General features: G+C 71.5%; 20 protein-coding genes. 11 read left to right on the plus strand and 9 right to left on the minus strand.

Features of this window, described 5'->3' with window-relative positions:
• Window positions 1–111: 111 nt before the first annotated feature.
• The 11 genes from FZ046_RS20045 to FZ046_RS20095 all read left to right on the plus strand — a co-directional run bounded on the left by FZ046_RS20045 (window position 112) and on the right by FZ046_RS20095 (window position 11,051).
• Window positions 112–747 carry an SIS domain-containing protein gene (locus tag FZ046_RS20045; protein ID WP_083298218.1) on the plus strand — a complete coding sequence of 212 codons (636 nt, stop codon included), beginning with the start codon at window positions 112–114 and terminating at the stop codon, window positions 745–747.
• Window positions 744–2,234, plus strand: coding sequence for a xylulokinase (locus tag FZ046_RS20050; RefSeq protein ID WP_070353173.1), 1,491 nt, complete (start codon window positions 744–746; stop codon window positions 2,232–2,234). Before FZ046_RS20045 ends, FZ046_RS20050 begins: the two co-directional genes overlap by 4 nt.
• The gene (locus FZ046_RS20055) at window positions 2,231–2,881 is read left to right on the plus strand and encodes a beta/alpha barrel domain-containing protein (protein ID WP_070353174.1); all 651 of its coding nucleotides are present in this window, start codon (window positions 2,231–2,233) and stop codon (window positions 2,879–2,881) included. The genes FZ046_RS20050 and FZ046_RS20055 overlap by 4 nt, the downstream gene beginning before the upstream one ends.
• A gap of 38 nt (window positions 2,882–2,919) precedes the next feature.
• The gene (locus FZ046_RS20060) at window positions 2,920–3,909 is read left to right on the plus strand and encodes an NAD(P)-dependent alcohol dehydrogenase (protein ID WP_176749561.1); all 990 of its coding nucleotides are present in this window, start codon (window positions 2,920–2,922) and stop codon (window positions 3,907–3,909) included.
• 17 nt (window positions 3,910–3,926) lie between these two features.
• Window positions 3,927–4,694, plus strand: a complete 768-nt coding sequence (locus FZ046_RS20065) for an SDR family NAD(P)-dependent oxidoreductase (RefSeq protein ID WP_070353176.1) — start codon at window positions 3,927–3,929, stop codon at window positions 4,692–4,694.
• Window positions 4,688–5,746 (plus strand): zinc-dependent alcohol dehydrogenase, encoded by a 1,059-nt coding sequence (locus FZ046_RS20070; RefSeq protein WP_070353177.1) that lies wholly within the window; start codon window positions 4,688–4,690, stop codon window positions 5,744–5,746. The genes FZ046_RS20065 and FZ046_RS20070 overlap by 7 nt, the downstream gene beginning before the upstream one ends.
• Window positions 5,743–7,296 (plus strand): sugar ABC transporter ATP-binding protein, encoded by a 1,554-nt coding sequence (locus FZ046_RS20075; protein WP_070353178.1) that lies wholly within the window; start codon window positions 5,743–5,745, stop codon window positions 7,294–7,296. The genes FZ046_RS20070 and FZ046_RS20075 overlap by 4 nt, the downstream gene beginning before the upstream one ends.
• Window positions 7,293–8,324 (plus strand): ABC transporter permease, encoded by a 1,032-nt coding sequence (locus FZ046_RS20080; RefSeq protein WP_070353179.1) that lies wholly within the window; start codon window positions 7,293–7,295, stop codon window positions 8,322–8,324. The genes FZ046_RS20075 and FZ046_RS20080 overlap by 4 nt, the downstream gene beginning before the upstream one ends.
• A 92-nt stretch (window positions 8,325–8,416) precedes the next feature.
• On the plus strand, window positions 8,417–9,466 hold the full coding sequence (locus FZ046_RS20085) for a substrate-binding domain-containing protein (protein WP_070353180.1): 1,050 nt from the start codon (window positions 8,417–8,419) through the stop codon (window positions 9,464–9,466).
• Between the two features lie 36 nt (window positions 9,467–9,502).
• The gene (gene xypA / locus FZ046_RS20090) at window positions 9,503–10,552 is read left to right on the plus strand and encodes a sugar ABC transporter xylitol/L-sorbitol-binding protein XypA (RefSeq protein ID WP_070353181.1); all 1,050 of its coding nucleotides are present in this window, start codon (window positions 9,503–9,505) and stop codon (window positions 10,550–10,552) included.
• 145 nt (window positions 10,553–10,697) lie between these two features.
• A complete protein-coding gene (locus FZ046_RS20095) occupies window positions 10,698–11,051 on the plus strand; it encodes a VOC family protein (RefSeq protein WP_070353182.1) in 354 nt (117 codons plus the stop codon).
• A gap of 7 nt (window positions 11,052–11,058) precedes the next feature.
• Here FZ046_RS20095 and FZ046_RS20100 read toward each other — a convergent pair whose 3' ends face one another.
• The 9 genes from FZ046_RS20100 to FZ046_RS20140 all read right to left on the minus strand — a co-directional run bounded on the left by FZ046_RS20100 (window position 11,059) and on the right by FZ046_RS20140 (window position 20,300).
• Window positions 11,059–14,193, minus strand: coding sequence for a helicase HerA domain-containing protein (locus tag FZ046_RS20100; RefSeq protein WP_070353183.1), 3,135 nt, complete (start codon window positions 14,191–14,193; stop codon window positions 11,059–11,061).
• Complete coding sequence (locus FZ046_RS20105; protein WP_176749560.1) at window positions 14,190–14,861, minus strand: hypothetical protein; 672 nt, start codon at window positions 14,859–14,861, stop codon at window positions 14,190–14,192. Before FZ046_RS20105 ends, FZ046_RS20100 begins: the two co-directional genes overlap by 4 nt.
• On the minus strand, window positions 14,858–15,964 hold the full coding sequence (locus FZ046_RS20110; RefSeq protein WP_246182822.1) for an endonuclease domain-containing protein: 1,107 nt from the start codon (window positions 15,962–15,964) through the stop codon (window positions 14,858–14,860). The genes FZ046_RS20105 and FZ046_RS20110 overlap by 4 nt, the downstream gene beginning before the upstream one ends.
• Before the next feature lie 76 nt (window positions 15,965–16,040).
• Window positions 16,041–17,258, minus strand: a complete 1,218-nt coding sequence (locus tag FZ046_RS20115; protein WP_070353184.1) for an NAD(P)/FAD-dependent oxidoreductase — start codon at window positions 17,256–17,258, stop codon at window positions 16,041–16,043.
• Window positions 17,259–17,273: 15 nt separating this feature from the next.
• Window positions 17,274–17,918, minus strand: a complete 645-nt coding sequence (locus FZ046_RS20120; RefSeq protein ID WP_070353233.1) for an endonuclease — start codon at window positions 17,916–17,918, stop codon at window positions 17,274–17,276.
• A gap of 39 nt (window positions 17,919–17,957) precedes the next feature.
• Complete coding sequence (locus tag FZ046_RS20125) at window positions 17,958–18,296, minus strand: TfoX/Sxy family protein (protein ID WP_070353185.1); 339 nt, start codon at window positions 18,294–18,296, stop codon at window positions 17,958–17,960.
• A gap of 13 nt (window positions 18,297–18,309) precedes the next feature.
• Window positions 18,310–19,053, minus strand: a complete 744-nt coding sequence (locus FZ046_RS20130; RefSeq protein WP_070353186.1) for a DUF72 domain-containing protein — start codon at window positions 19,051–19,053, stop codon at window positions 18,310–18,312.
• A gap of 11 nt (window positions 19,054–19,064) precedes the next feature.
• Complete coding sequence (locus FZ046_RS20135; RefSeq protein WP_070353187.1) at window positions 19,065–19,253, minus strand: hypothetical protein; 189 nt, start codon at window positions 19,251–19,253, stop codon at window positions 19,065–19,067.
• Window positions 19,254–19,283: 30 nt separating this feature from the next.
• Complete coding sequence (locus FZ046_RS20140; protein ID WP_070353188.1) at window positions 19,284–20,300, minus strand: LLM class flavin-dependent oxidoreductase; 1,017 nt, start codon at window positions 20,298–20,300, stop codon at window positions 19,284–19,286.
• Window positions 20,301–20,353 lie beyond the last annotated feature (53 nt).

Raw genomic sequence — 20,353 nt, forward strand, 5'->3', positions numbered from 1 at the left:
CAGCCGCATTGACATATGAGCATAGGGGTTGCATGATCCACACCACAACGAACATCTGAGTGTTCGAGTCAACATATGAGCGCAGTCAGGGAAATCGGAGATTCGACACGCATGGCCACCGACGACGCTGCGCTCACCACGCTCGCCGGCGCGGTGCTCGCCCGTGAGGCCGCGGCCGTCGCGCGCCTGGCGGGCTCGGTGGAAGTTAGCGTCGTCGAGGTGGCCCGCCGCATGATCGCCACCACCGGCAAGGTCGTCACCACCGGTTCGGGCACCTCGGGGATCATGGCCGAGCGCCTGGCCCATCTGCTCTCGGTGTGCGGCACGCCTGCGGTCTACCTGCCGTCGATGGACGCCCTGCACGGCGGCATGGGCGCCATCACCGCCACCGACCTGGTGGTCGCCGTCTCCAAGACCGGCCAGAGTCAGGAACTCACGCGGCTCGTCGACCGCCTCGGCCGACGCGGCGTGCACGTCGTGGCCGTGACCGAGACGCCGGACTCGCCCTTCGCCCGTGCCGCCGGCAGCGTCGCCGCGCTGCCCGCCACCCCGTCCGGCGCCGACCCGGGCGACATGATCGCCATGGCGAGCACGCTCGTCGTCGGCGCGTGGGGCGACGCGGTGGCGGTGACCGCGATGGCCATCCGCGGCCACACCCTCGACGAGGTCGTCGACAGCCACCCCGCGGGCGGCGTCGGGTCCCGCGGGCGCCGTCCCGGCGACGACGCCCCGGTGGTGTCCGCATGAGCGCGCCCGTCGTCCTCGGCGTCGACTCCTCGACCCAGTCCTGCAAGGTCGAGGTCCGCGACCTCACCACCGGCAGGCTCGTCGCCACCGGCTCGGCACCGCACCCGCCCGCGTATCCGCCCTGCAGCGAACAACATCCACGCGACTGGGTGGATGCCTTCGTCATGGCCACCCGCCGGGCCCTCGCGGCGTGTCCGGACACCCCGGACGTCCGCGCGATCGCGGTGGCCGCACAGTGCCACGGGCTGGTGCTGCTGGACCGCGAGGGAACCCCGCTGCGCGCGGCCAAGCTGTGGAACGACACCACGGGCGCGCCGAACCTCGCCGCACTGACCGACCGGATCGGCGCCCAGCGCTGGATCCGCCGCATCGGGTCGCTGCCCACCGCGGCCTTCACCATCGCCAAGGTGGCCTGGCTCGCCGAGCACGAACCCGACGTGCTCGACCGGGCCGCCACCATGCTGCTGCCGCACGACTACCTCACCTTCTGGCTGACCGGCGCCCGGGTGACCGACCGGTCCGAGGCCTCCGGCACCGGCTACTTCGACTGTGCGGCAGGCCAATACGTCCCCGAGTACCTCGAGCTGGCCGCCGGCCCGCGTGACTGGACCGCACTGCTGCCGACGGTGCTGGCCCCGAGCGAACCGGCCGGTACCGTGCGCGCCGAGGCGGCCGAGGCGCTGGGGCTGCCCAACGGGCGCGTCGCGGTCGGGCCGGGTGGCGGTGACCAGCACGCCGCCTACCTGGGCCTCGGCCTCGAGGACGGCGACCAGTACATCGGCATCGGCACCAGCGGCGTCGTGGCGACGTCGACCCGCACGCCCGTCGCCGACCCGTCCGGCATGGTCGACGGCGTCGCCGACCTCACCGGCGGTTACCTGCCGCTGGTCAGCACGCTCAACGCCGCACGCGTCGGCGACGCCGCCGCCGCGATGCTGGGCACCGATCTCGCCGGCCTCGCCGACCTCGCACTGTCCGCGGGCGACGCGCGTGGCCCGGTCGTGGTGCCGTACCTCGACGGGGAGCGGAAACCCAACCGGCCGAACGCCCGCGGCACCGTCGCCGACGTCTCGTCGCACACCACCCGCGCCGAGTTGGCGCGCGCCTTCCTCGAGGGGCCGCTGCTGTCCCTGACCGCCGCCCGCACCCACCTGCGGGCGTGCGGCGTCCCGCTCGACGGCACGCCGGTCGCGGTCGGCGGCGGCACCCGCTCGCCGGCGACGCTGCAGCTGCTCGCGGACCTGCTCGGCGAGCCGGTCACCGTGCTCGACGCCGACGAGGCGACCGCCCGCGGCGCGTGCGTCCAGGCCGCCGCCGTCGCCGCCGGCGGTGACACCGGCACGCTGCGCGACCTCGCCAAGCGGTGGCAACCCACCGTCCGTCGCCACGTCTCGCCGCGCGCCACCGGCCGCGATCTCGACGGGCTGCGCGCCCGCTGGGCCGACCTCGCCGCGCTCACCGCCCTCGACGCGGAGGTGCCGGCATGACGGTCGTCCTCTCGTCCTGGCACCACCGCTACCCGGGCATGATCGCGGGGTCCGTCTACGCCGCCGCGCCCGGCACCCGCCCCGCGACCGCCGCGGCGCTGGCCGAGGCCGGCGTCGCCGTGCACGTCGACGTCATGGCCGCCTCGGAGGGGCTGCCGGCCGGGGTCGGCCTCGACGAACTGCGCGACATCGCCCGCGTCGTGCACCCGCGGCGCACCGACGTCCACCTGATCGGCTCGCCCCGCTTCGTCGACGACGTCCTCGCCGACGTGCTCGCGACGTCTCCGGCGCGGGTCATCCTGCCCTGGGCAGCCTTCGACGAGGACCGGGCCGGAACCGTTCGGCGCGCCGGAGCCCACGCGTGGATCGCGCTGTGGGACGAATGGGACGGCGTCACCGGCGATCCCGGCTGGCCCGCCCGGCCCGACGGCGTGCTGGCGATGCTCATCGAACCCGGAACCCAGGACCGCTGCCGCATCGGCAGATTGAACCTCGTCACCGCCTGCGCCACCCGCGAGCCCGAACTCCCGGTGATGGTCGACGGCGGTGTCACCGAAGAGATCGCACCCCTGTGCGTCACGGCCGGCGCCCAACAGCTGGTCGTCGGACGCGCCCTGTTGACCGCCGACCGAAAGGAAGCGATGTGACCGAGACACTGCCCCGGGGCACCATGCGCGCCAGCGTGATGACTGGCGTGGAGACGCTGCGCATCGAGGACCGTCCCGTGCCGACCCCCGGCCCGCGCGAGGTGCTCGTCGAGGTCGCCGCCGTCGGGGTGTGCGGCTCCGACGTGCACTACTACCGGCACGGCCGCATCGGCGACTTCGTCGTCGACGAGCCGATGATCCTCGGTCACGAGCTGTCCGGCCGGATCGCCGCGGTCGGCGAGGGCGTCGACCCCGCCCGGGTCGGTCAGCGCGTCGCGGTCGAGCCGCAGCACCCGTGCCGGCGGTGCCGGCAGTGCAAGGCCGGCCGCTACAACCTGTGCCCGGAGATGAAGTTCTACGCCACGCCGCCCGTCGACGGCGCCTTCTGCCGCTACGTCACCATCGACGACGACATGGCCCACCCGGTGCCGGACTCGATGTCCGACGAGGCCGCCGCCCTGCTCGAGCCGCTGTCGGTCGCCATCACCACCATGCGCAAGGCGCACGTCGTGCCCGGCTCGTCCATCCTGATCGCCGGCGCCGGTCCGATCGGCGTCATCTGCGCCCAGGCCGCGAGGGCCTTCGGCGCGTCGCGCATCGTGGTCACCGACCTCGTCGCGTCACGCCGGGAGAAGGCGCTGCAGTTCGGCGCCACCGAGGTCCTCGACCCCACCGAGGTCGACGTCACCGGCATCGAACCGGTCGACGCGTTCGTCGACGCCACCGGCGTGCCCGTCGCCGTGAGCAGCGGCATCAAGGCCGTCGGGCCCGCCGGTCACGTCGTGCTCGTCGGGATGGGCGCCGACGAGTACCCCCTTCCGGTCAGCCACATCGCCAACCTGGAGATCACGGTGACCGGGGTGTTCCGCTACACCGACACCTGGCCCGCCGCCATCCACCTGGTGGCCAGCGGCGCCGTCGACCTCGACGGTATGGTGACCGGCCGCTACGACCTCGACCACGTCGCCGACGCGCTGGAGAGCGACACCGATCCCGCCAGCCTCAAGTCCATCGTCCGTCCGGAATGAGTGAGAGCACGACCCACATGAGCCTGATGAACCCCTTCGACCTGACCGGCCGCACGGCCCTGGTCACCGGCGGCAACCAGGGCCTCGGCAAGGCCTTCGCGCTGGGCCTGGCCCAGGCCGGTGCGCGCGTCGCGTTCTCCGGGCGCAACGCCGAACGCAACGAGAAGGTGGCCGCCGAGTTCTCCGCCGCCGGCCACGAGATGCACCCGATCACCGCCGACATCACCCGCCAGGCGGACGTCGACCGCATGACCGCCGAGGCCATCGACGCGCTCGGCCACCTCGACATCCTGGTCAACAACGCCGGCACCTGCTACCACGCCGAATCCTGGGACGTCACCGAACAGCAGTGGGACGACGTGTTCGACCTGAACGTCAAGGCACTGTGGGCCTGTTCGCTGGCCGCGGGCAAGCACATGCGCGAGCGCAGGTCGGGTTCGATCGTCAACATCGGCTCGATGTCGGGCATGATCGTCAACCGCCCGCAGTGGCAACCGGCCTACAACGCCTCCAAGGCCGCGGTGCACCACCTCACCAAATCGCTGGCGGCCGAATGGGGTCCGCTCGGCATCCGGGTCAACGCGCTGGCGCCGGGCTACTGCAAGACCGACATGGCGCCGGTGGACCGGCCGGAGTTCAAGCAGCACTGGATCGACGACGCGCCGCTGCTGCGCTACGCCATGCCCGAGGAGATCGCCCCCAGCGTGGTGTTCCTCGCCAGTGACGCCGCCTCGTTCATCACCGGTTCCGTCCTCGTCGCCGACGGCGGTTACACCGTATGGTGACGCCCACCGCCACCGCGACCATCCGCCGCGTGGTCGTCAACGCGCTCGACGACGTCGTCTTCGAGACCGTCCCGCGGCCGGAGCCGGCCGCCGGCGAGGCCCGCGTGCGCACCACCGTCGTCGGCGTGTGCGGTTCGGACCTGCACGCCGCGTGCGGACGTCACCCGTTCATCGACCTGCCCTACCGGCCCGGGCACGAGGCCGTCGGCGTCGTCGAGGCCGTCGGTGCCGGCGTCGACGAGGCCTGGGTCGGCAGACGCGTTGCGCTGGAACCGAATCTGGCGTGCGGACAGTGCACGCAGTGCCGCGCCGGGCGCTACAACATCTGCCGTGACCTGCTGGTGTTCGGCTGCCAGACGCCCGGCGCCCTGGGCGACTCCTTCACGGTCGCGACCGACCGGCTGGTGCCGGTTCCCGACGACATGGACGACACCCACGCCATCCTCATCGAGCCGCTCGCCACGCCGGTGCACACCGTGCGCCGCGCCGTCGACCTCGTCGGCGACCTCACCGACCGCGCGGTCGTCGTCATCGGCGCGGGCCCCATCGGGCTGTTCGCGCTGCTCGCCGCCCGCCACGCCGGCGCGCGCGTGGTCGTCGCCGACCTGCTGGCGTCCAAGCGCGCCCGCGCCGAACGCCTCGGCGCCGTCGGCACGTTCGACCCGAGCGCCGACGGTGCCGTCGAGCACGCCCTGACCCTGCTCGGTGGTCCGGCCGCCGTCGTGATCGACTGCGTCTCCCGGGAGGGGTCGGTGGCCCAGGCCGTCGATCTCGTCGACAAGGGCGGTGCCGTGATGATCGTCGGCGTCGCCGAGGGCCCGACCACCGTGCCCCTCAATCTGATCCAGGACCGCGAACTCGCCCTCGTCGGCAACCTGATGTACGTACGCTCTGACTTCGATGCCGCCATCGCACTGCTGCGGTCGGGCACGGTGCCGGTCGAGGAGATCGTCAGCGCCCGCTACGACCTCGACCACGCCGCCGAGGCCTTCACCGCGTCGGCCGATCCGGAGAACGTCAAAGTGCTGATCACGGCAGGAGATCCGCGATGACCCGACCCGCGCCCAGCAAGGGCACCGACACCGTCCTCGAGTGCGCGGACATCACCAAGAGCTTCGGTGGCGTTCCGGTGCTCGCCGGCATCACCCTGGACCTCGCCCCCGGGACGGTCACCGCACTCGCGGGGGAGAACGGGGCGGGCAAGTCGACGCTGATGAAGATCATCAGCGGCCAGTACACCGCGGACTCCGGCACCGTGTCGGTGAAGGGCACCGAGCTGGCCCCCGGCAACACCCGCGACGCCGTCCGGCACGGTGTCGCCATCGTGCCGCAGGAACTCGCGTCGATCGAGGACATGACCGTCTACGAGAACCTGTTCGTGGGGCGCGAACTCACGGTCGGTCCGTTCCTGAACCGGCGGGCGATGATCAGCGAGGCCGAGGACACCCTGGCGGTGTTCGACGTGTCGATCCCGCCGACCGCCCGCATGGGCAGCCTGCCGGTGGGTCTGCGCCAGATCGTCGAGATCGTCAAGGCCGCCCGCACCGGCGCGCAGGTCGTCATGCTCGACGAGCCGACGTCGGCGATCTCCGAACGCGAGGTCGAGGGCCTGTACAAGATCGTCCGGCGGCTGCGCGAGCACGGCGTCGCCATGGTGTACACGACGCACAAGATGGCCGAGATCCGCGCGATCGCCGACCGCGTCGTCGTGCTGCGCGACGGCGGGCTCATCCTGGACCGCGGCATCGCCGACGTCACCGACGACGACATCGTGACCGCGATGATCGGCCGCGAACTCAACGCGCTGTTCCCCGACCGGCCCACCCCGGGCACCGACACGGTGCTGCGCGTGCGCGACCTCCAGGTCGAGGGTGCGTCCGGACCGGTGTCGTTCGACGTCCGCGCCGGTGAGATCGTCGGCCTGGCCGGCCTCGTCGGCGCCGGGCGAACCGAATTGCTGGAGGCCATCTTCGGTGCCCGCAAGACCACCGCGGGGACCGTGGAGGTGTCCGGCCGCGCCGTCAAGCGCAACCAACCGGCCGCCGCGATCTCCGCCGGCATGGCGATGGTGCCCGAGGACCGCAAGCTCTCCGGCGTCGTGCTGTCGATGAGCGTGCTCGACAACGGCTCGCTGCCGCGGTTGTCGTCGTTCTCCATCGCCGGCTGGCTGCGCGCGAAGGCGCGCAACAAGGCGGTCTCCGACGTGATGTCGTCGGTGCGCCTGCGCAGCCGTGGCCTCGGCCAGGAGGTCGGCACGCTGTCGGGCGGCAATCAGCAGAAGGTGGTGCTCGCGCGCTGGCTCACCGGCACCGTCAACGTGCTGCTGCTCGACGAGCCCACCCGCGGCGTCGACGTCGGCGCCCGCAGCGAGATCTACCGCATCATCACCGAATTCGCCGCCCAGGGCATGGCCGTGCTCATGGCGTCCTCGGACATGCCCGAGGTCGTCGGACTCTCGCACCGCGCGTTCGTCATGCGCGGCGGCGCGCTGGTCGGCGAACTCGACCGTGACGACCTCGACCACCCGGCCGTGCAGGAATCGGTGTTCCGCCTGGCCACCGCCCTCGAGCCGCAGACGAACGATCAGGAGGCAGCATCGTGACCACGCCGACCGCCGAGCAGAAGCCACCGGAAGGTGGGGTGACCGCGGTGTCCGCCACCACCGGTGAACCCGTGCGGCTGTTCTCCCGACAGTGGTTCTCCGGGCTCGCGCTGCGCTACGCGATGGTGATCGTGATGCTGCTCGTCATCGCGTACTTCTCCTACCGCAGCGCGCGTTTCAGCACGCCGGACAACCTCGTCACGATCCTGGTGGCCGCGGCGCCGTTCGCGCTCATCGCACTGGGGCAAACGCTGGTCATCCTGACCGGCGGCATCGACCTGTCGGTCGGCAGCGTCATCGCGGTGTCCGCGATGGCCGGCGCCGCCACCGCCAAGGCCAACCCGGGTCAGGTGTGGCTGACCGTGCTGGTCGCCATGCTGGTCGGTCTCGCCGTCGGCTGCCTCAACGGGCTGATGGTGTCGCGGCTCAACGTGCCACCGTTCATCGCGACGCTCGGCACGCTCACCGCCGGGTCGGGCATGGCCTACGTGATCGGCGGGGGCGCGCCGATCAACGGTCTGCCCGCCGAGTTCGGCTCGATCGCCAACACCAAGATCCTCGGGCTGCAGATTCCGGTGCTGCTCATGATCTTCGGCATCATCGCGCTGGCGATCGTGATGAAGCGCACCACCTACGGCATGCGGGTGTACGCCGTCGGCGGCAACCGCAACGCCGCCGAGATCGCCGGCATCAACGCCAAGAACGTCCTGTTCAGCGTCTACGCGTTCTCCGGTCTGCTGGCCGGCCTGTCCGGGGTGATGCTCGCCTCGCGCGTCATCTCCGGCCCGCCGAACCTGGGCCAGGGCTACGAACTCGATGCGATCGCAGCCGTGGTGATCGGCGGCGCGAGCCTGATGGGCGGGCGCGGCACGATCTGGGGAACCGCGCTGGGCCTGTTGATGATCCAGACACTCAACAACGGACTCGACATCCTCGTCGTGCCGGCCTACTGGCAGGACGTCATCAAGGGCGTGCTCATCGTCGCCGCCGTCGCGGTCGACGTGTGGTCCTCCCGCCGCCGAACGTGACCGCCCGGGGAACCGGGCACGCACGGCACCGACACATCGCAGCACCTCCAGCACCACCCCAGCACCACCCATCGAGAAACGAAGGAAGAGACATGAGACTGGGAACGAAGATGTTCGCGGTTGCCTCGGCCGCCGCGCTGAGCTTCGGCGTGACGGCCTGCGGCGCGGGTGACACCGAGGCCAACAGCGGCGCCACCCGCGTCGGCGTCTCGGTGTACGACATGAGTTCGTTCATCACCGCCGGCAAGGAGGGCATGGACGCCTACGCCAAGGCCAACGACATCGAGATCGTCTGGAACTCGGCCAACCTGGACGTGTCCACGCAGGCCAACCAGGTCGACTCGATGATCAATCAGGGCGTCGACGCGATCATCGTCGTTCCCGTGCAGGCGGATTCGCTCGCCCCGCAGGTCGCCTCGGCCAAGGAGAAGGGCATCCCGCTCGTTCCGGTGAACGCGGCGCTCAACAGCCCCGACGTCGCGGGCAACGTGCAGCCCGACGACGTGGCGGCCGGCGAGCAGGAGATGCAGATGATGGCCGACCGCCTCGGCGGCCGCGGCAACATCGTGGTGCTGCAGGGACCGCTGGGGCAGTCCGGCGAACTCGACCGCACGAAGGGCATCAACAACGTGCTGGCCAAGAACCCCGGCATCAAGGTGCTCGCGATGGACACCGCCAACTGGAAGCGCGACGAAGCCGTCAACAAGATGAAGAACTGGATCTCCGGCTTCGGCCCGCAGATCGACGGCGTGGTCGCTGAGAACGACGACATGGGTCTCGGTGCGCTGCAGGCCCTCAAGGAGTCCGGCCGCACGGGCGTGCCGATCGTCGGCATCGACGGCATCGAGGACGGCCTGAACGCCGTCAAGAGCGGCGAGTTCATCGGGACCTCGCTGCAGAACGGCACTGTCGAACTGTCCGCCGGTCTCGCCGTCGCGGCCGCGCTGGCCAAGGGCGAGAAGGTGAACACCGAGCCGGTGTACGTCATGCCGGCCATCACCAAGGACAACGTCGACGTGGCAATCCAGCACGTCGTCACCGACCGCCAGCAGTTCCTCGACGGGCTCAGCGACCTGACCAAGAAGAACCTCGAGACCGGCGACATCGCCTACGAGGGCATTCCCGGCCAGAAGCAGCCCTGACCCCAAACCCCCACCGACGATACGGAGATCACACCGATGAAGATGACCACCAAGCTCGGCGCGGTCGCCGCGGCCGGCGTGCTCGGACTGAGCATGACCGCGTGCGGCGCCGGTGACACCGAGGCCAACAGCGACACCACCCGCATCGGCGTCACGGTGTACGACATGAGTTCGTTCATCACCGAGGGCAAGGAGGGCATGGACGCCTACGCCAAGGCCAAGAACATCGAGCTGGTCTGGAACTCGGCGAACAACGACGTCTCCACCCAGGCCAGCCAGGTCGACTCGCTGATCAACCAGGGCGTCGATGCGATCATCGTCGTTCCCGCGCAGGCGGATTCGCTCGGCCCGCAGGTCGCCTCGGCCAAGGCGAAGAACATCCCGCTGCTGGCGGTCAACGCCGCGCTGGACACCCCGGACCTCGCGGGCAACGTACAGCCCGACGACGTGGCGGCCGGTGCCCAGGAGATGCAGATGATGGCCGACCGCCTCGGCGGCCGCGGCAACATCGTGATCCTGCAGGGACCGCTCGGCGGCTCCGGCGAGATCAACCGCGGCAAGGGCATCGACCAGGTGCTCGCCAAGTACCCGGACATCAAGGTGCTGGCCAAGGACACCGCCAACTGGAAGCGCGACGAGGCCGTCAACAAGACGAAGAACTGGATCTCCTCGTTCGGCACCCAGATCGACGGCGTCGTCTCGCAGAACGACGACATGGGCCTCGGCGCCCTGCAGGCCCTCAAGGAAGCCGGCCGCAACGGCGTCCCGATCGTCGGCATCGACGGCATCGAGGACGGCCTGAACGCCGTCAAGAGCGGCGAGTTCATCGGCACCTCACTGCAGAACGGCACCGTCGAGCTGTCCGCCGGCCTCGCCGTCGCCGACGCGCTGGTCAAGGGCGAGAAGGTCAAGACCGACCCCGTCTACGTGATGCCGGCCATCACCAAGGACAACGTCGACGTCGCCATCGCGCACGTCGTCACCGAGCGGCAGAAGTTCCTCGACGGTCTGGTCGACCTCACCGAGAAGAACCTCCAGTCCGGCGACATCGCCTACGAGGGGATTCCGGGACAGAAGCAGCCCTGAGGCGGACACCGGCAGGTCCCACCAGGGTGACCGTGGGCCCCGGGCACGCACACGCGTGCCCGGGGCCCACGTTCGTCTCCGCCCCGCGATGAGTCACGGCGCCGGTGCCGGTCGGTACCGGTGACGCACTGCGAAAGGAGCGCCCGTGACGATCCAACACGTGCTGGCCGTCATCCCGGTGTCCGACGTCGAGACCGCGGCCGCCTGGTACGCGAAGCTCTTCGGGCGGGAACCCGACAATCACCCGATGCCGGTGCTGGTCGAGTGGCAGGTGGTGCCGGGCGGCTGGGTGCAGGTGTTCGCCGACCCCGAGCGTGCGGGCGCCGCACTGGTCAACTTCGCCGTCGACGACCTGCCCGCGCACCGCGCCGAGGCGGCCGAACGCGGCCTCGCGCCCGGCGACGTCGAGGACGTGAACAAGGGCGTCCAGCTCTGCACCCTGCGCGACCCGGACGGCAACACCATCCGGCTGATCGGCGACTTCCGCGTCGAGTACTGATCCGGCGTCAGCCCTGGCGGCGGGCGATCTCGAGCACCTCGTCGGTGGTCGGCGGGCTCTGCGGGTGATGCGAGAGGCACCACGGCGTCCGGATCCGGTGGAACGCCAACCCCTCGAGTGCGACGTAGAAGTTGCCGGCCCGCAGCTTGCTGATGTCGGGGACGTCGCCGCCCTTGACGCGCGCCATCTCGCGGGCCGTCGCGATCTGGGCCGGCGCGTTGAGCAGGCCGTAGAACTGCGTCGCCGAGTTGCCGGGGATGTGCAGATGCAGTCCGCGGGGCGCCTGGGTGGCGAAGACCAGCCCGAGCCCGTACTTGCGGGCCTGCGACACCAGCGCCAGCGTGCTGCGCGTACAGGCGGTGTAGCGGTCCGACGGCGCGAAGTTCTGCGCTTCGTCCATCACCAGCAGGCCGCCCAGCGGCCGGTCGGCCGCCGGATGGCGCTTGATCCAGGAGAACAACGCCATCTGCAGCTGGTTGACGAAGCCCTCGCGCTGCTGATCGCTGGTCAGCCCGACCATGTTGATGACCGAGATGCGGGCCCGACGACCCGCCGAGGGCGTCAACAGCAGACCCGGATCCACCGGCGTGCCGTGCCCGCCGAACAGCGGGTCGTTGACCATCGCGGCGTGCAGGTTCGCCGACAGCTCGGCGGCCAGCTTCGGCGCCTTCGGCAGCGCGCTGACGCCGTCGGGCAGCTCCGCCAGCATCGCGATGAAACCGGGCAGCGTGGCGGGGGAGTGACGCCGTGCGTAATGGGCGAGCGCCACCTTGAGCACGGCGCGCGACTGCATCGCCTTGGCCGTGTTGCCGGTGATCAGTGCCCGCGGCTCCAGGGCGGCGACGGCCGAGTCGACCGCCTCGTCGAACTCCTCCTCGTCGTCGAGCACGCCGGCGAAGTCTGGAAGCGGCTGAAAGGCAAGCGGTCTGCCGGAGTTCCTGCGGGGCGTCCACACGACCACCTCGGTGCCCGCGAAGTACTCGTCGGCGCGCGCGTCGTCGCCCGCATTCCACCCACTCGGTCGGTGCGGCCAGCGGTCGCCGAGGCGCGCGAGGTCGTTGTTCGGGTCGAGCACGATCGAGGACACCCCGCGCAGCGCGCATTCCTCGACGAGCCGCCGGATCAGCACGGTCTTGCCGGACCCCGATCCGGCGAAGATCGCGGTGTGCTTGCGCAGGGCGGCAAGCTGCACCGACACCGTGTCGCCGGTGGCGTCGACGCCGAGCGGCAAGGCGTCGGGCGCGGCGGTGACGCTGGGGAAGGCGGTCGCGGGCTCGTCGACGGCCTCCGCGACGGCCGGCACGGGTACGGGCGGCGGTTCGTCGCCGGCGACGTCGGCCAGCACCTCGCGCAGCAGGCCGATGGTGTGGGCCGGCCGACGGCTGCGCAGCCACGCCTGCAGGCCGGAGTCGTTGTCGTCGAGCATGTCCCGCAGCGCGATCATGGTGCGCAGGTCGTCGTCGGACAGCGCCAGCGTGCGACCGCCGGCACGCTCGAACTCGGCGACGAGTTCGGCGGTCTTCCTCCCCGTCGGCCATGGCGTGTTGCGCAGCAGGACCAGACGTCGCTTCTCCGAGCCGGACGCGGAACCGGCCGCGCTGCCCGCGTTGCGGATGCGTGTCTGCGCCGCAACGGCATTGGTGGCCGCGATCGCGCGAAACGCCCAGTGCCGTTCGTCATCGGTGGCACCGTCGAGGATCTGGCGCAGCCGGGCGTGCAGCGGTGGCTTCGCCCCTGGCGGCGGATCCTGCCGGAACGCCTGCTCGTCCTCGCCGAGTTCGGCGATCCACGCGTCGAGCGACGCGCCGAGGATCGCCGGGACGGTGGCGTCCTCCCCGTCCGGGTCGAGCGCGGCGGCCGGTACGGCGCGGCGTCGGTAGTCGGCGTACACGGCGTCCAGACCGGAGGGCACGGTGGGTTCTTCGCGGGGTGCCCCGCCGGGCACGTCGCCCGGCACGTCCCCGGGCGTGGTCAGCGACGCCAGCTCGACGACGGTCTCGCGTTCCAGGCAGCGCCGCACGTGTGCGTCGGCCAACTTGAGCAGTTCGCGCGGCGTGAACTGCGGCGCCTCGTCGAACGCCGACGGCAGGATCGGCCAGCTGGGGTACGGCGGTGCGAAGTCCTTGGCCCGGTAGCTCGCGGTGAACCGGCGTTCCAGGATGGCGCGCCCGAGGTCGGCGGTGGGCAGCGGGCGTAGCGGCGCGGTGACGCGGAAGCGGTCGGCCACCGGTCCGGTGGCACGGGTGGCGATCGACTCCCAGACCACCGGCAGGCAGGCGACGACCGCAGGCGCGCGCCGCATGGTCTGCCGGATCGACATCAATCCGTGGGCGACGTGCTCGAGGTCGCGATTGTCGGTACGGCCGTGCGACACCGTCGAATCCGCGGACTGGGCCAGCAGGGTGTCGATCTGGTCGATGGCCAGCACGGCGGGACCGGCGAGCGCGAGGATGCGGGAGATCTGGCGCACCGACTCCTGCGGGGTCAGCGTCGGCTCGGGCAGCCGCCACGCCGCCCGGGCCGACTCGTCGGGCGCGTTGCCGGAGAGGAACGCCTGACCGACGTCCTGCAGGCCGAGGTCGTTCGAGCCGAGCAGCACCAGGGCGCGCAGCGTGTGGTGGCACTCCCGGATCGTCGCGCGGTGCTCGGCGTGCAGCGCCGTGACGAAGCGCTCGAGCACTTCCGGCGTCACGTCGACGTCGCCGATCAGGGCGCGCCGATCGGCACGCCCGACGTGCGCGAGTGTGGAGAGCTCCCAGAGCAGGTCCTTGAGCTGCGTCTCGCGCTGCCCGCCCGGGCGATTGAGGCTGTCGACGATGCCGCCGTGCGCGGATTGCCAGAAGCTGGTGGCGTCGAGCAGTTCGACCAGCAGGAAGAAGCCGCCGCGGGCCTGCACGCGTTCGCGCACCTGACCCAGCAGGTGCGTCTTGCCCGATCCGGCCTGCCCGCGGATGACCACCCCGAGCGGGTTGGAGTCGGGGTGCTCGGCGGCGTCGGTGAACGCGGCGTCGACCTCGTCCAGCGCGAACTCGTTCAGGCCGCCGACGTGCACGCCACCCTGGGCGCGCCACAGGTCGTCCGCGGTGGGCGCCCACGTCAGGCGCAGCGACGCCAGGGCATCGCGCTGAGCCGGTGCGATCATGGCTCGATCATCATCACGTGAACGTCCTTGTTGCCGATCCTGATCGCCGCGGCACGATCCTCGTCGGTCAGCGTCTTCTGGTTCTCCTCGGGAATGAGGCTGACCGCCGGGTCGCGGTGCAGGGCGAGCAGCGCGGCGTCGACGTCGGGACGCGGCACGTCGGCGACGGCGTCGCGGAGACGGGCGAGCCCCACCCAGGCACCCGGCCGGGCCGCGAGCCGTCGGTATGCCGTGCGCACCCTGTCGGTCACGTCCCCTCCGTCCGAGGGCGGGCCGCCGGGCGCGGCACCGCCGTCCGCAGGCGCCTCGACCGGATCGCCGGCGGGGGCGAACACGTCGGCCAGCGCGAGGTCGGCCTGATCGAGGTAGCGGCTCAACGCCTTCATCAACGTATACAGCGTCTTGTTCTGGCCACGCACGCCGACGGGGACGTCGGAGCCGATGATGCTCCGGCACAGCCGCCACCCGGCGTCGGTGAGGTCCAACGTCATGGGCGGGCCCGGTGCGACGTCGATCAGGCCCCGCTCCCGCAGCCGGTCGCGCTGGGCCTTCTTCAGCTCGGGGCCGAGGTCCTTCAACCGCGGATTCGGCACCGGCCGGGCCTGTGCCATGAGCACCAGCAGAACCGCCTGCTCGGTTCCGGTGAACTCGTCGGGGTGGGGGGTCACGGGTGCGCGCCTGCCTTCCTGCGGTCGGTGAGGAGTCGTTCGATGGTGGCCAGGACGCGGGCCGGGTCACCGGCGACCTCGTCGTTGGTGAAGCGCAGCACGGCGAAGCCATCGCAGACCAGCGCGTTGTCGCGGCGCCGGTCGTCGGCGTACTTCCAGGCGTTCCGGTGGTCGGCGCCGTCGATCTCGACGACGCAGCGCGCGTCGGGCCACATCAGGTCCACCCGCATCGGCACGTCGAGGACACGCGGCTGGTACACCTCGTTCCAGCGGCGTCCCGACGCCCATGCGCAGCGGGACAGCCCCTCCTCGAGGGCGCGTTCGGTCGCGCTGCGAGGGTGTGGACGCCCGCTGACGGCGGGATAGCGCGGGGGCGGTGTCGGCACCGGCCGGACCGGGACGAGGTCGTCGACGTGGGCGGGCAACCGGGGCGCGACGGCGGCGAAGCGATCGAGGGCGGCCGCACCGGCGCCGCTCAGCCAGACCCCGACCGGGGCGGTGTCGACCAGCCAGGACGCGGCGGCGCTCACCGCCGACGCGGCGCGCCCGTCGAGCGCGGGGCAGTCGAGCAGCAGCACGACGGCGTCGCGGTCGTAGGCCGATCCGAGGACGAGGGCGAAGCCGCGGGCCCGCACGTGCGGCGCGAAGCCCGGCTCGAGGGGCCGGCCGGTGAGTGCCGATTCGGCGAGCGCGGCGAGGAACGGGCCGTAGTGCACGCTGTGGGAGGCGAGGTCATGGGCCAGGCGGCGCACGGTCCGGCGATCGAATGTCGTGACTCCCGTGGCGGATTCGCCGTGCGGCAGCCATACCGGGAACAGTTCGCGCGCGGCGATGAGCAGTTGACCGAGGACGTGCTCGACGACGGCCGCCGGCGTGTCGGCGGGCTCACGGCCATCGTCAGGGCCGCCGTCGCGGCCATCGTCAGGGCCGCCGTCATGACCGACGTCACAGCCGATCACCGCGGGAGCGTCCGCGGGAAGGGGATCGAGGCAGAGGTCGAGTGCGTCGCTCTGGGCACCGCTCACCCGCACCGCGCCGACGACCGGCAGACCGCACCAGGACTGCACCGGGCGCGGCGCCTCGGGACCGCACCGACCGCTCACCCGAAGTTCCCCCGCCCTGGACACCGCTCGCCATTGTGGCCGAGAACCGGCGCGGCGTCAGGTCCGACCCGTCGGATCAGAGGTCGGCGAGGTCGACGCCGGTGTCGGCGAGCCGCGCCGGGTCGACGGGCCTGCGCGCCCGGATCACGTCCCTGACGTCGTCGAGGCCGTCCCACACGTTGACGTTCATGCCCGCCAGGACGCGGCGTTCGGCGTCGAGGTAGAACGCGGTGAACTCGCGGCCGTCGACGTCGCCGCGGAAGACCACGCGGTCGTAGGCCGGGGCGTACCCCACGTACTCCATGCCAAGGTCGTACTGGTCGGTGTAGAAGTAGGGCAGTTCGGCGTAGTCCGTCGGCCGGCCGAGCATGCCCGCGACGGCGGCGGCCGGTTGGGTGCGGGCGTTGGCCCAGTGCTCGGTGCGTATCCGGGTGCCGTACAGCGGGTGGTCGTGTGCGGCGATGTCGCCGACGGCGAATACGTCGGGCGCGCTGGTGCGCAGCGCGGCGTCGACGAGGACGCCGTTGCCCACGGCGAGACCCGCCCGGGTGGCGAGACCGACGTTCGGCTCGGCGCCGATGGCCACCAGCACCGCGTCGGCCTCGATGGCGGCGCCGTCGGCCAGCGTCAGACCGGCGGCCCTGCCGTCGCGCACGGTGATCGCCGCGACCCGGGCCCCGAGGCGGAGGTCGACGCCGTGGTCGCGGTGCAGGCGGGCGAACACCTCGGCGGCCTCGCGGCCCAATGCCGCGAGCAGCGGCAGCTCGGCCGATTCGACGACGGTGACGTCCACGCCGCGCTGCCGCGCACAGGCGGTGACCTCCAGCCCGATCCAGCCCGCGCCGACGACCGCCAGCCGGGCGCCCTGACCGAGCGCTCCGAGCAGGCAGGCCGCATCGTCCACGGTGCGCAGATAGTGCACTCCGTCGGCGTCGGCTCCCGGCAGCGACGGGCGCTTCGCGCACGACCCGGTCGCCAGCAGCAGCGCGTCCCAGGGCTGCTGCTCGCCCGCCGCGGACACCGTGCGGGCGGCGCAGTCGAGCGTGTCGACGGTGACGCCGAGGCGGAGGTCGACGTCGTTGTCGCGGTACCACTCGGCCGGTTTGACGTGGAAGTCGCTGATCCGCTTCTCGCCGGTCAGGAAGTCCTTCGACAGCGGCGGCCGCTCGTAGGGCAGCTGTTCCTCGGCGCCGAACAGGACGATGCGCCCGTCGACGTCGTCGTCGCGCAGCGCTTCCGCGGCCGTGGCGCCCGCGAGACCGGCGCCGACGATCACGAAGGTGGGGGTGGGCACGCGGATCTCCTGGAGTCAGTCGTCGGAAGAGACCACGTCGTCACGCAGTCGGTCGTCGAGGGAGACGCGCACCAGCGCCACGGCGAGCCGTTCGGGGTGTCGGGGTGCGAGGTCGCCGAGACGCTCGGCGCTGGTGGGGAGGTGTAGGTCCTTGGCGGCTGCGACGGCTCGGGCGTCGAAGTAGGGGCGCACCCACGGCCACACCGACTGCACCTCGCGCAGGAAGACGTCGGCGCCGGTGGGACCGATGCCGGTGAATTCCTGCAGCGCCTGCGACGCACGGGCGACGTCGTGCTCGCAGCGGTCCGCCAGCTTCCGCAGGTCGCCGGCGTACTCGTCGCGGACGGACGTGGCCAGCTCGCACAACCGGGTCGCCGAACTCTCGTCGTACCGGGTGTAGCCGGCACGGCCGAAGGCGTCGATGGCCGTGCTACGGGTGCCGTCGATGACGGCGTGGGGCGTGCGGAGTCCGGCGTCGAAGAGTTCACGGGCGGCGCGGGCGGCGATCTCGGCGTTGATCGGCTTGCTCGCGAGCATCGTCAGGACGAGGAGTTGGAACAGCGGCATCGGCTTGTCCTCGAGCCGAATGCCGCTCTCCTCGGCGTAGGTCGTGCCCGCCACCTTCAGCAGCCGGCGGACCAGGGTCGTGGTGTCGGCCATCACACGTGCTGTACCCGTGGCGGTCCGGGGCAAACGCCGTCACTTCGGAGGCAGGCTGCGGGCGCGCGCGACGCCGCGCGACACCCAGGCCCGCAACTGGCGGGTGTTGCGGATGCCGGCGTCGTCGATCCGCACCCATCCGCGGGTCTCGCGGCCCGCCATGATCATCGGCCGCACGTGCTCGCGCCGCAGCAGGTCCTCGGTCTCGTCGGGTGCCACCCGCACCATCAGCCCGCCGCGACCGCTCGCCGCGACGGCCATGTGCCCGCCGACGAGGAATGCCAGGCCGCCGAACATCCGCCGCTCGTCCACGGCGTCCTCCGCCGCGAGCAGTTCGCGGATGCGGTCGGCGAGATCCTGGGGCGCGTCGTGCGGCATGTCGCGGCCGAGTCTAGGTCGCGCCGGTGACCAGTTCACGCAAACGGCACGCGTTGCGCACCGCGTGCCCTTCGGGGTCGTTGTTGAAGTACACGACGACGTCGTGGCCGGCGTCCTGCCACTCGGTGATGCGGTCGGCCCACCAGCGCAGCGCGACCTCCGGATAGGAGCCGAGGTAGAGCTTCTCGTCGTCGGGGCCGTGCATCCGGACGTAGACCAGCCCGGCGGTCGCCCGGGGCACGCAGGGGAGCCGCGCACCGCTGGTGACTACGTAGGTGGTCGCGTGCCGGGTGAGCAGGTCGTAGGTGGCCTCCTCGTCCCAGGACGGATGCCGGAACTCGACCGCCCGGGGTATCCACGCCGGCAGCGCCGTCAGGAAGTCGTCGAGCAGCGCAACGGATTCCGGTGTGCGCGCGATGCCGGGGTGCAGCTGCACCAGAACCGCCTCACCGCGATCGCCGAGCGCCCGCCAGCACCGCTCGAAGCGTTCCACCCACGGTTTCGGGTCGCGCAATCGCCGGAAGTGGGTGAGCCCGCGGTGCGCCTTGACGGCCATGGTGAAGCCGTCGGGGAGCCGGCGGCGCCACCCCTCGAACGTCGCGTCGCGGGGCCAACGGTAGAAGCTCGCGTTCAGCTCGACGGTGTCGAACTCCTCGACGTAGCGCGCCAGCCGCTTGGCCACCGGCAGCCCCGGGCGGTACAGCACCGACTCCCAGTGGTCGTAGGACCACCCGGACGTCCCGATGCGCACGCTCACCCGCGGCAGCCCTACTCGGTCACCGCCTGCACCGACCAGGAGCCCACCCGGTTGTACTCGGCGTCGTAGACGTCCTGCTTGTCGCCGGGAACGAGTTCGCCGAGTTCGGTGATCTCGTCGCCCCACTGGCGCAGCATGCGGCCGAGTTCGACGTGGGCGTCCTCGGTTTCGGGCAGATCCACTTCCAACGTGTACTTCACGCGCCGTACATACCCCGCCCGCGGCGTTTCTCACGGCGCGGGCGACCAGCCCAGCCGCGGACCGAGGTGCTCGGCCAGGTCCCCGATGATCTGGGCGTAGTCCTCGGCCGCGAAGGTGAACGGCAGGGCGAACGCCACTTCCTCGGCGCGCTGGAAGCCGGCGTGCTCGTGGAGCTGGTCGGCGAGTTCGTCGGAGGTGCCGACGTAGTCGGGGGAGAACAGCATGCCGCGGGGACCCTGCGGCGTCTTCGTTCTCTCGAATCTGCCGGCGGCGTACTCGGTGTAGCGACGGATTTGATCGTCGCTCGCGGAGTCCGTGGGGATGACGACGAGCCCCTGCGAGACGCGCCCGCCGTCGCCCCGTGCGCTGCGATAGGCGTCGATCTGCTCACCCTGGATGGTCGCGAAGTCCCGCGATTCGCTGCCCTCGGTGGAGACCACCGAACTGGTGAGGTAGTTGATGCCCTGCTCGCCGGCCCATGTCGCGGAGTCCCGGCCGCCGCCGTACCAGACCCGATCGGCCAGGCCGGGCGAGTGCGGCTGGATCCGGTCGGTGAACTGCTCGATGCCGATGGTCCCGCTGAAGTCGCTGACCGGTTCGCCGCGCAGCGCGCGCAGCAGGCGCAGCACCCGCTCCTTCGAGAAGTCCTGCAGGTCGTGTGATTCGGGGTAGAGAGCGGTCTTGTAGTGGTCGTACTGCATCGGGATGCCGACCGATACGCCGGGGTTGATGCGCCCGCCGGACAGGATGTCGACGGTCGCGAGGTCCTCGGCGAGCCGGAACGGGTTCTCCAGACCGAGCGGGATCACGGCCGTGCCGATCTCGATGCGGCTGGTCCGCTGGCTGGCGGCGGCCATGATCGCGACGGGTGAGGAGATCCCTGGCTGCAGATGCCGGTCGCGCAGCCAGACGCTGTCGAAGCCCAGCTGCTCGGCCCGCACGATCACCTCGAGCGTCTCCTCCATGCCGGGCCGCGGGTCGTCGACGTCGAACCGGCCGATCGTCAGGAACCCGAGCTTGCGTAGCGGTTCACCACGTCGTGGCATGTGTCTCCCATCAACGACGAACGCGCGTGCTCATCAGAACACGCGCGTTCGCC

Source organism: Mycolicibacterium grossiae (assembly GCF_008329645.1).
Classification (GTDB): Bacteria; Actinomycetota; Actinomycetes; order Mycobacteriales; family Mycobacteriaceae; genus Mycobacterium; species Mycobacterium grossiae.

Bases quoted from the DNA above. Each gene is read 5' to 3' on its own strand.
- FZ046_RS20045 (WP_083298218.1), top strand. From the start codon at position 112: ATGGCCACCGACGACGCTGCGCTCACCACGCTCGCCGGCGCGGTGCTC.
- FZ046_RS20050 (WP_070353173.1), top strand. From the start codon at position 744: ATGAGCGCGCCCGTCGTCCTCGGCGTCGACTCCTCGACCCAGTCCTGC.
- FZ046_RS20055 (WP_070353174.1), top strand. From the start codon at position 2,231: ATGACGGTCGTCCTCTCGTCCTGGCACCACCGCTACCCGGGCATGATC.
- FZ046_RS20060 (WP_176749561.1), top strand. From the start codon at position 2,920: ATGACTGGCGTGGAGACGCTGCGCATCGAGGACCGTCCCGTGCCGACC.
- FZ046_RS20065 (WP_070353176.1), top strand. From the start codon at position 3,927: ATGAGCCTGATGAACCCCTTCGACCTGACCGGCCGCACGGCCCTGGTC.
- FZ046_RS20070 (WP_070353177.1), top strand. From the start codon at position 4,688: ATGGTGACGCCCACCGCCACCGCGACCATCCGCCGCGTGGTCGTCAAC.
- FZ046_RS20075 (WP_070353178.1), top strand. From the start codon at position 5,743: ATGACCCGACCCGCGCCCAGCAAGGGCACCGACACCGTCCTCGAGTGC.
- FZ046_RS20085 (WP_070353180.1), top strand. From the start codon at position 8,417: ATGAGACTGGGAACGAAGATGTTCGCGGTTGCCTCGGCCGCCGCGCTG.
- xypA (WP_070353181.1), top strand. From the start codon at position 9,503: ATGAAGATGACCACCAAGCTCGGCGCGGTCGCCGCGGCCGGCGTGCTC.
- FZ046_RS20100 (WP_070353183.1), bottom strand. From the start codon at position 14,193: ATGATCGCACCGGCTCAGCGCGATGCCCTGGCGTCGCTGCGCCTGACG.
- FZ046_RS20120 (WP_070353233.1), bottom strand. From the start codon at position 17,918: ATGGCCGACACCACGACCCTGGTCCGCCGGCTGCTGAAGGTGGCGGGC.
- FZ046_RS20125 (WP_070353185.1), bottom strand. From the start codon at position 18,296: ATGCCGCACGACGCGCCCCAGGATCTCGCCGACCGCATCCGCGAACTG.
- FZ046_RS20140 (WP_070353188.1), bottom strand. From the start codon at position 20,300: ATGCCACGACGTGGTGAACCGCTACGCAAGCTCGGGTTCCTGACGATC.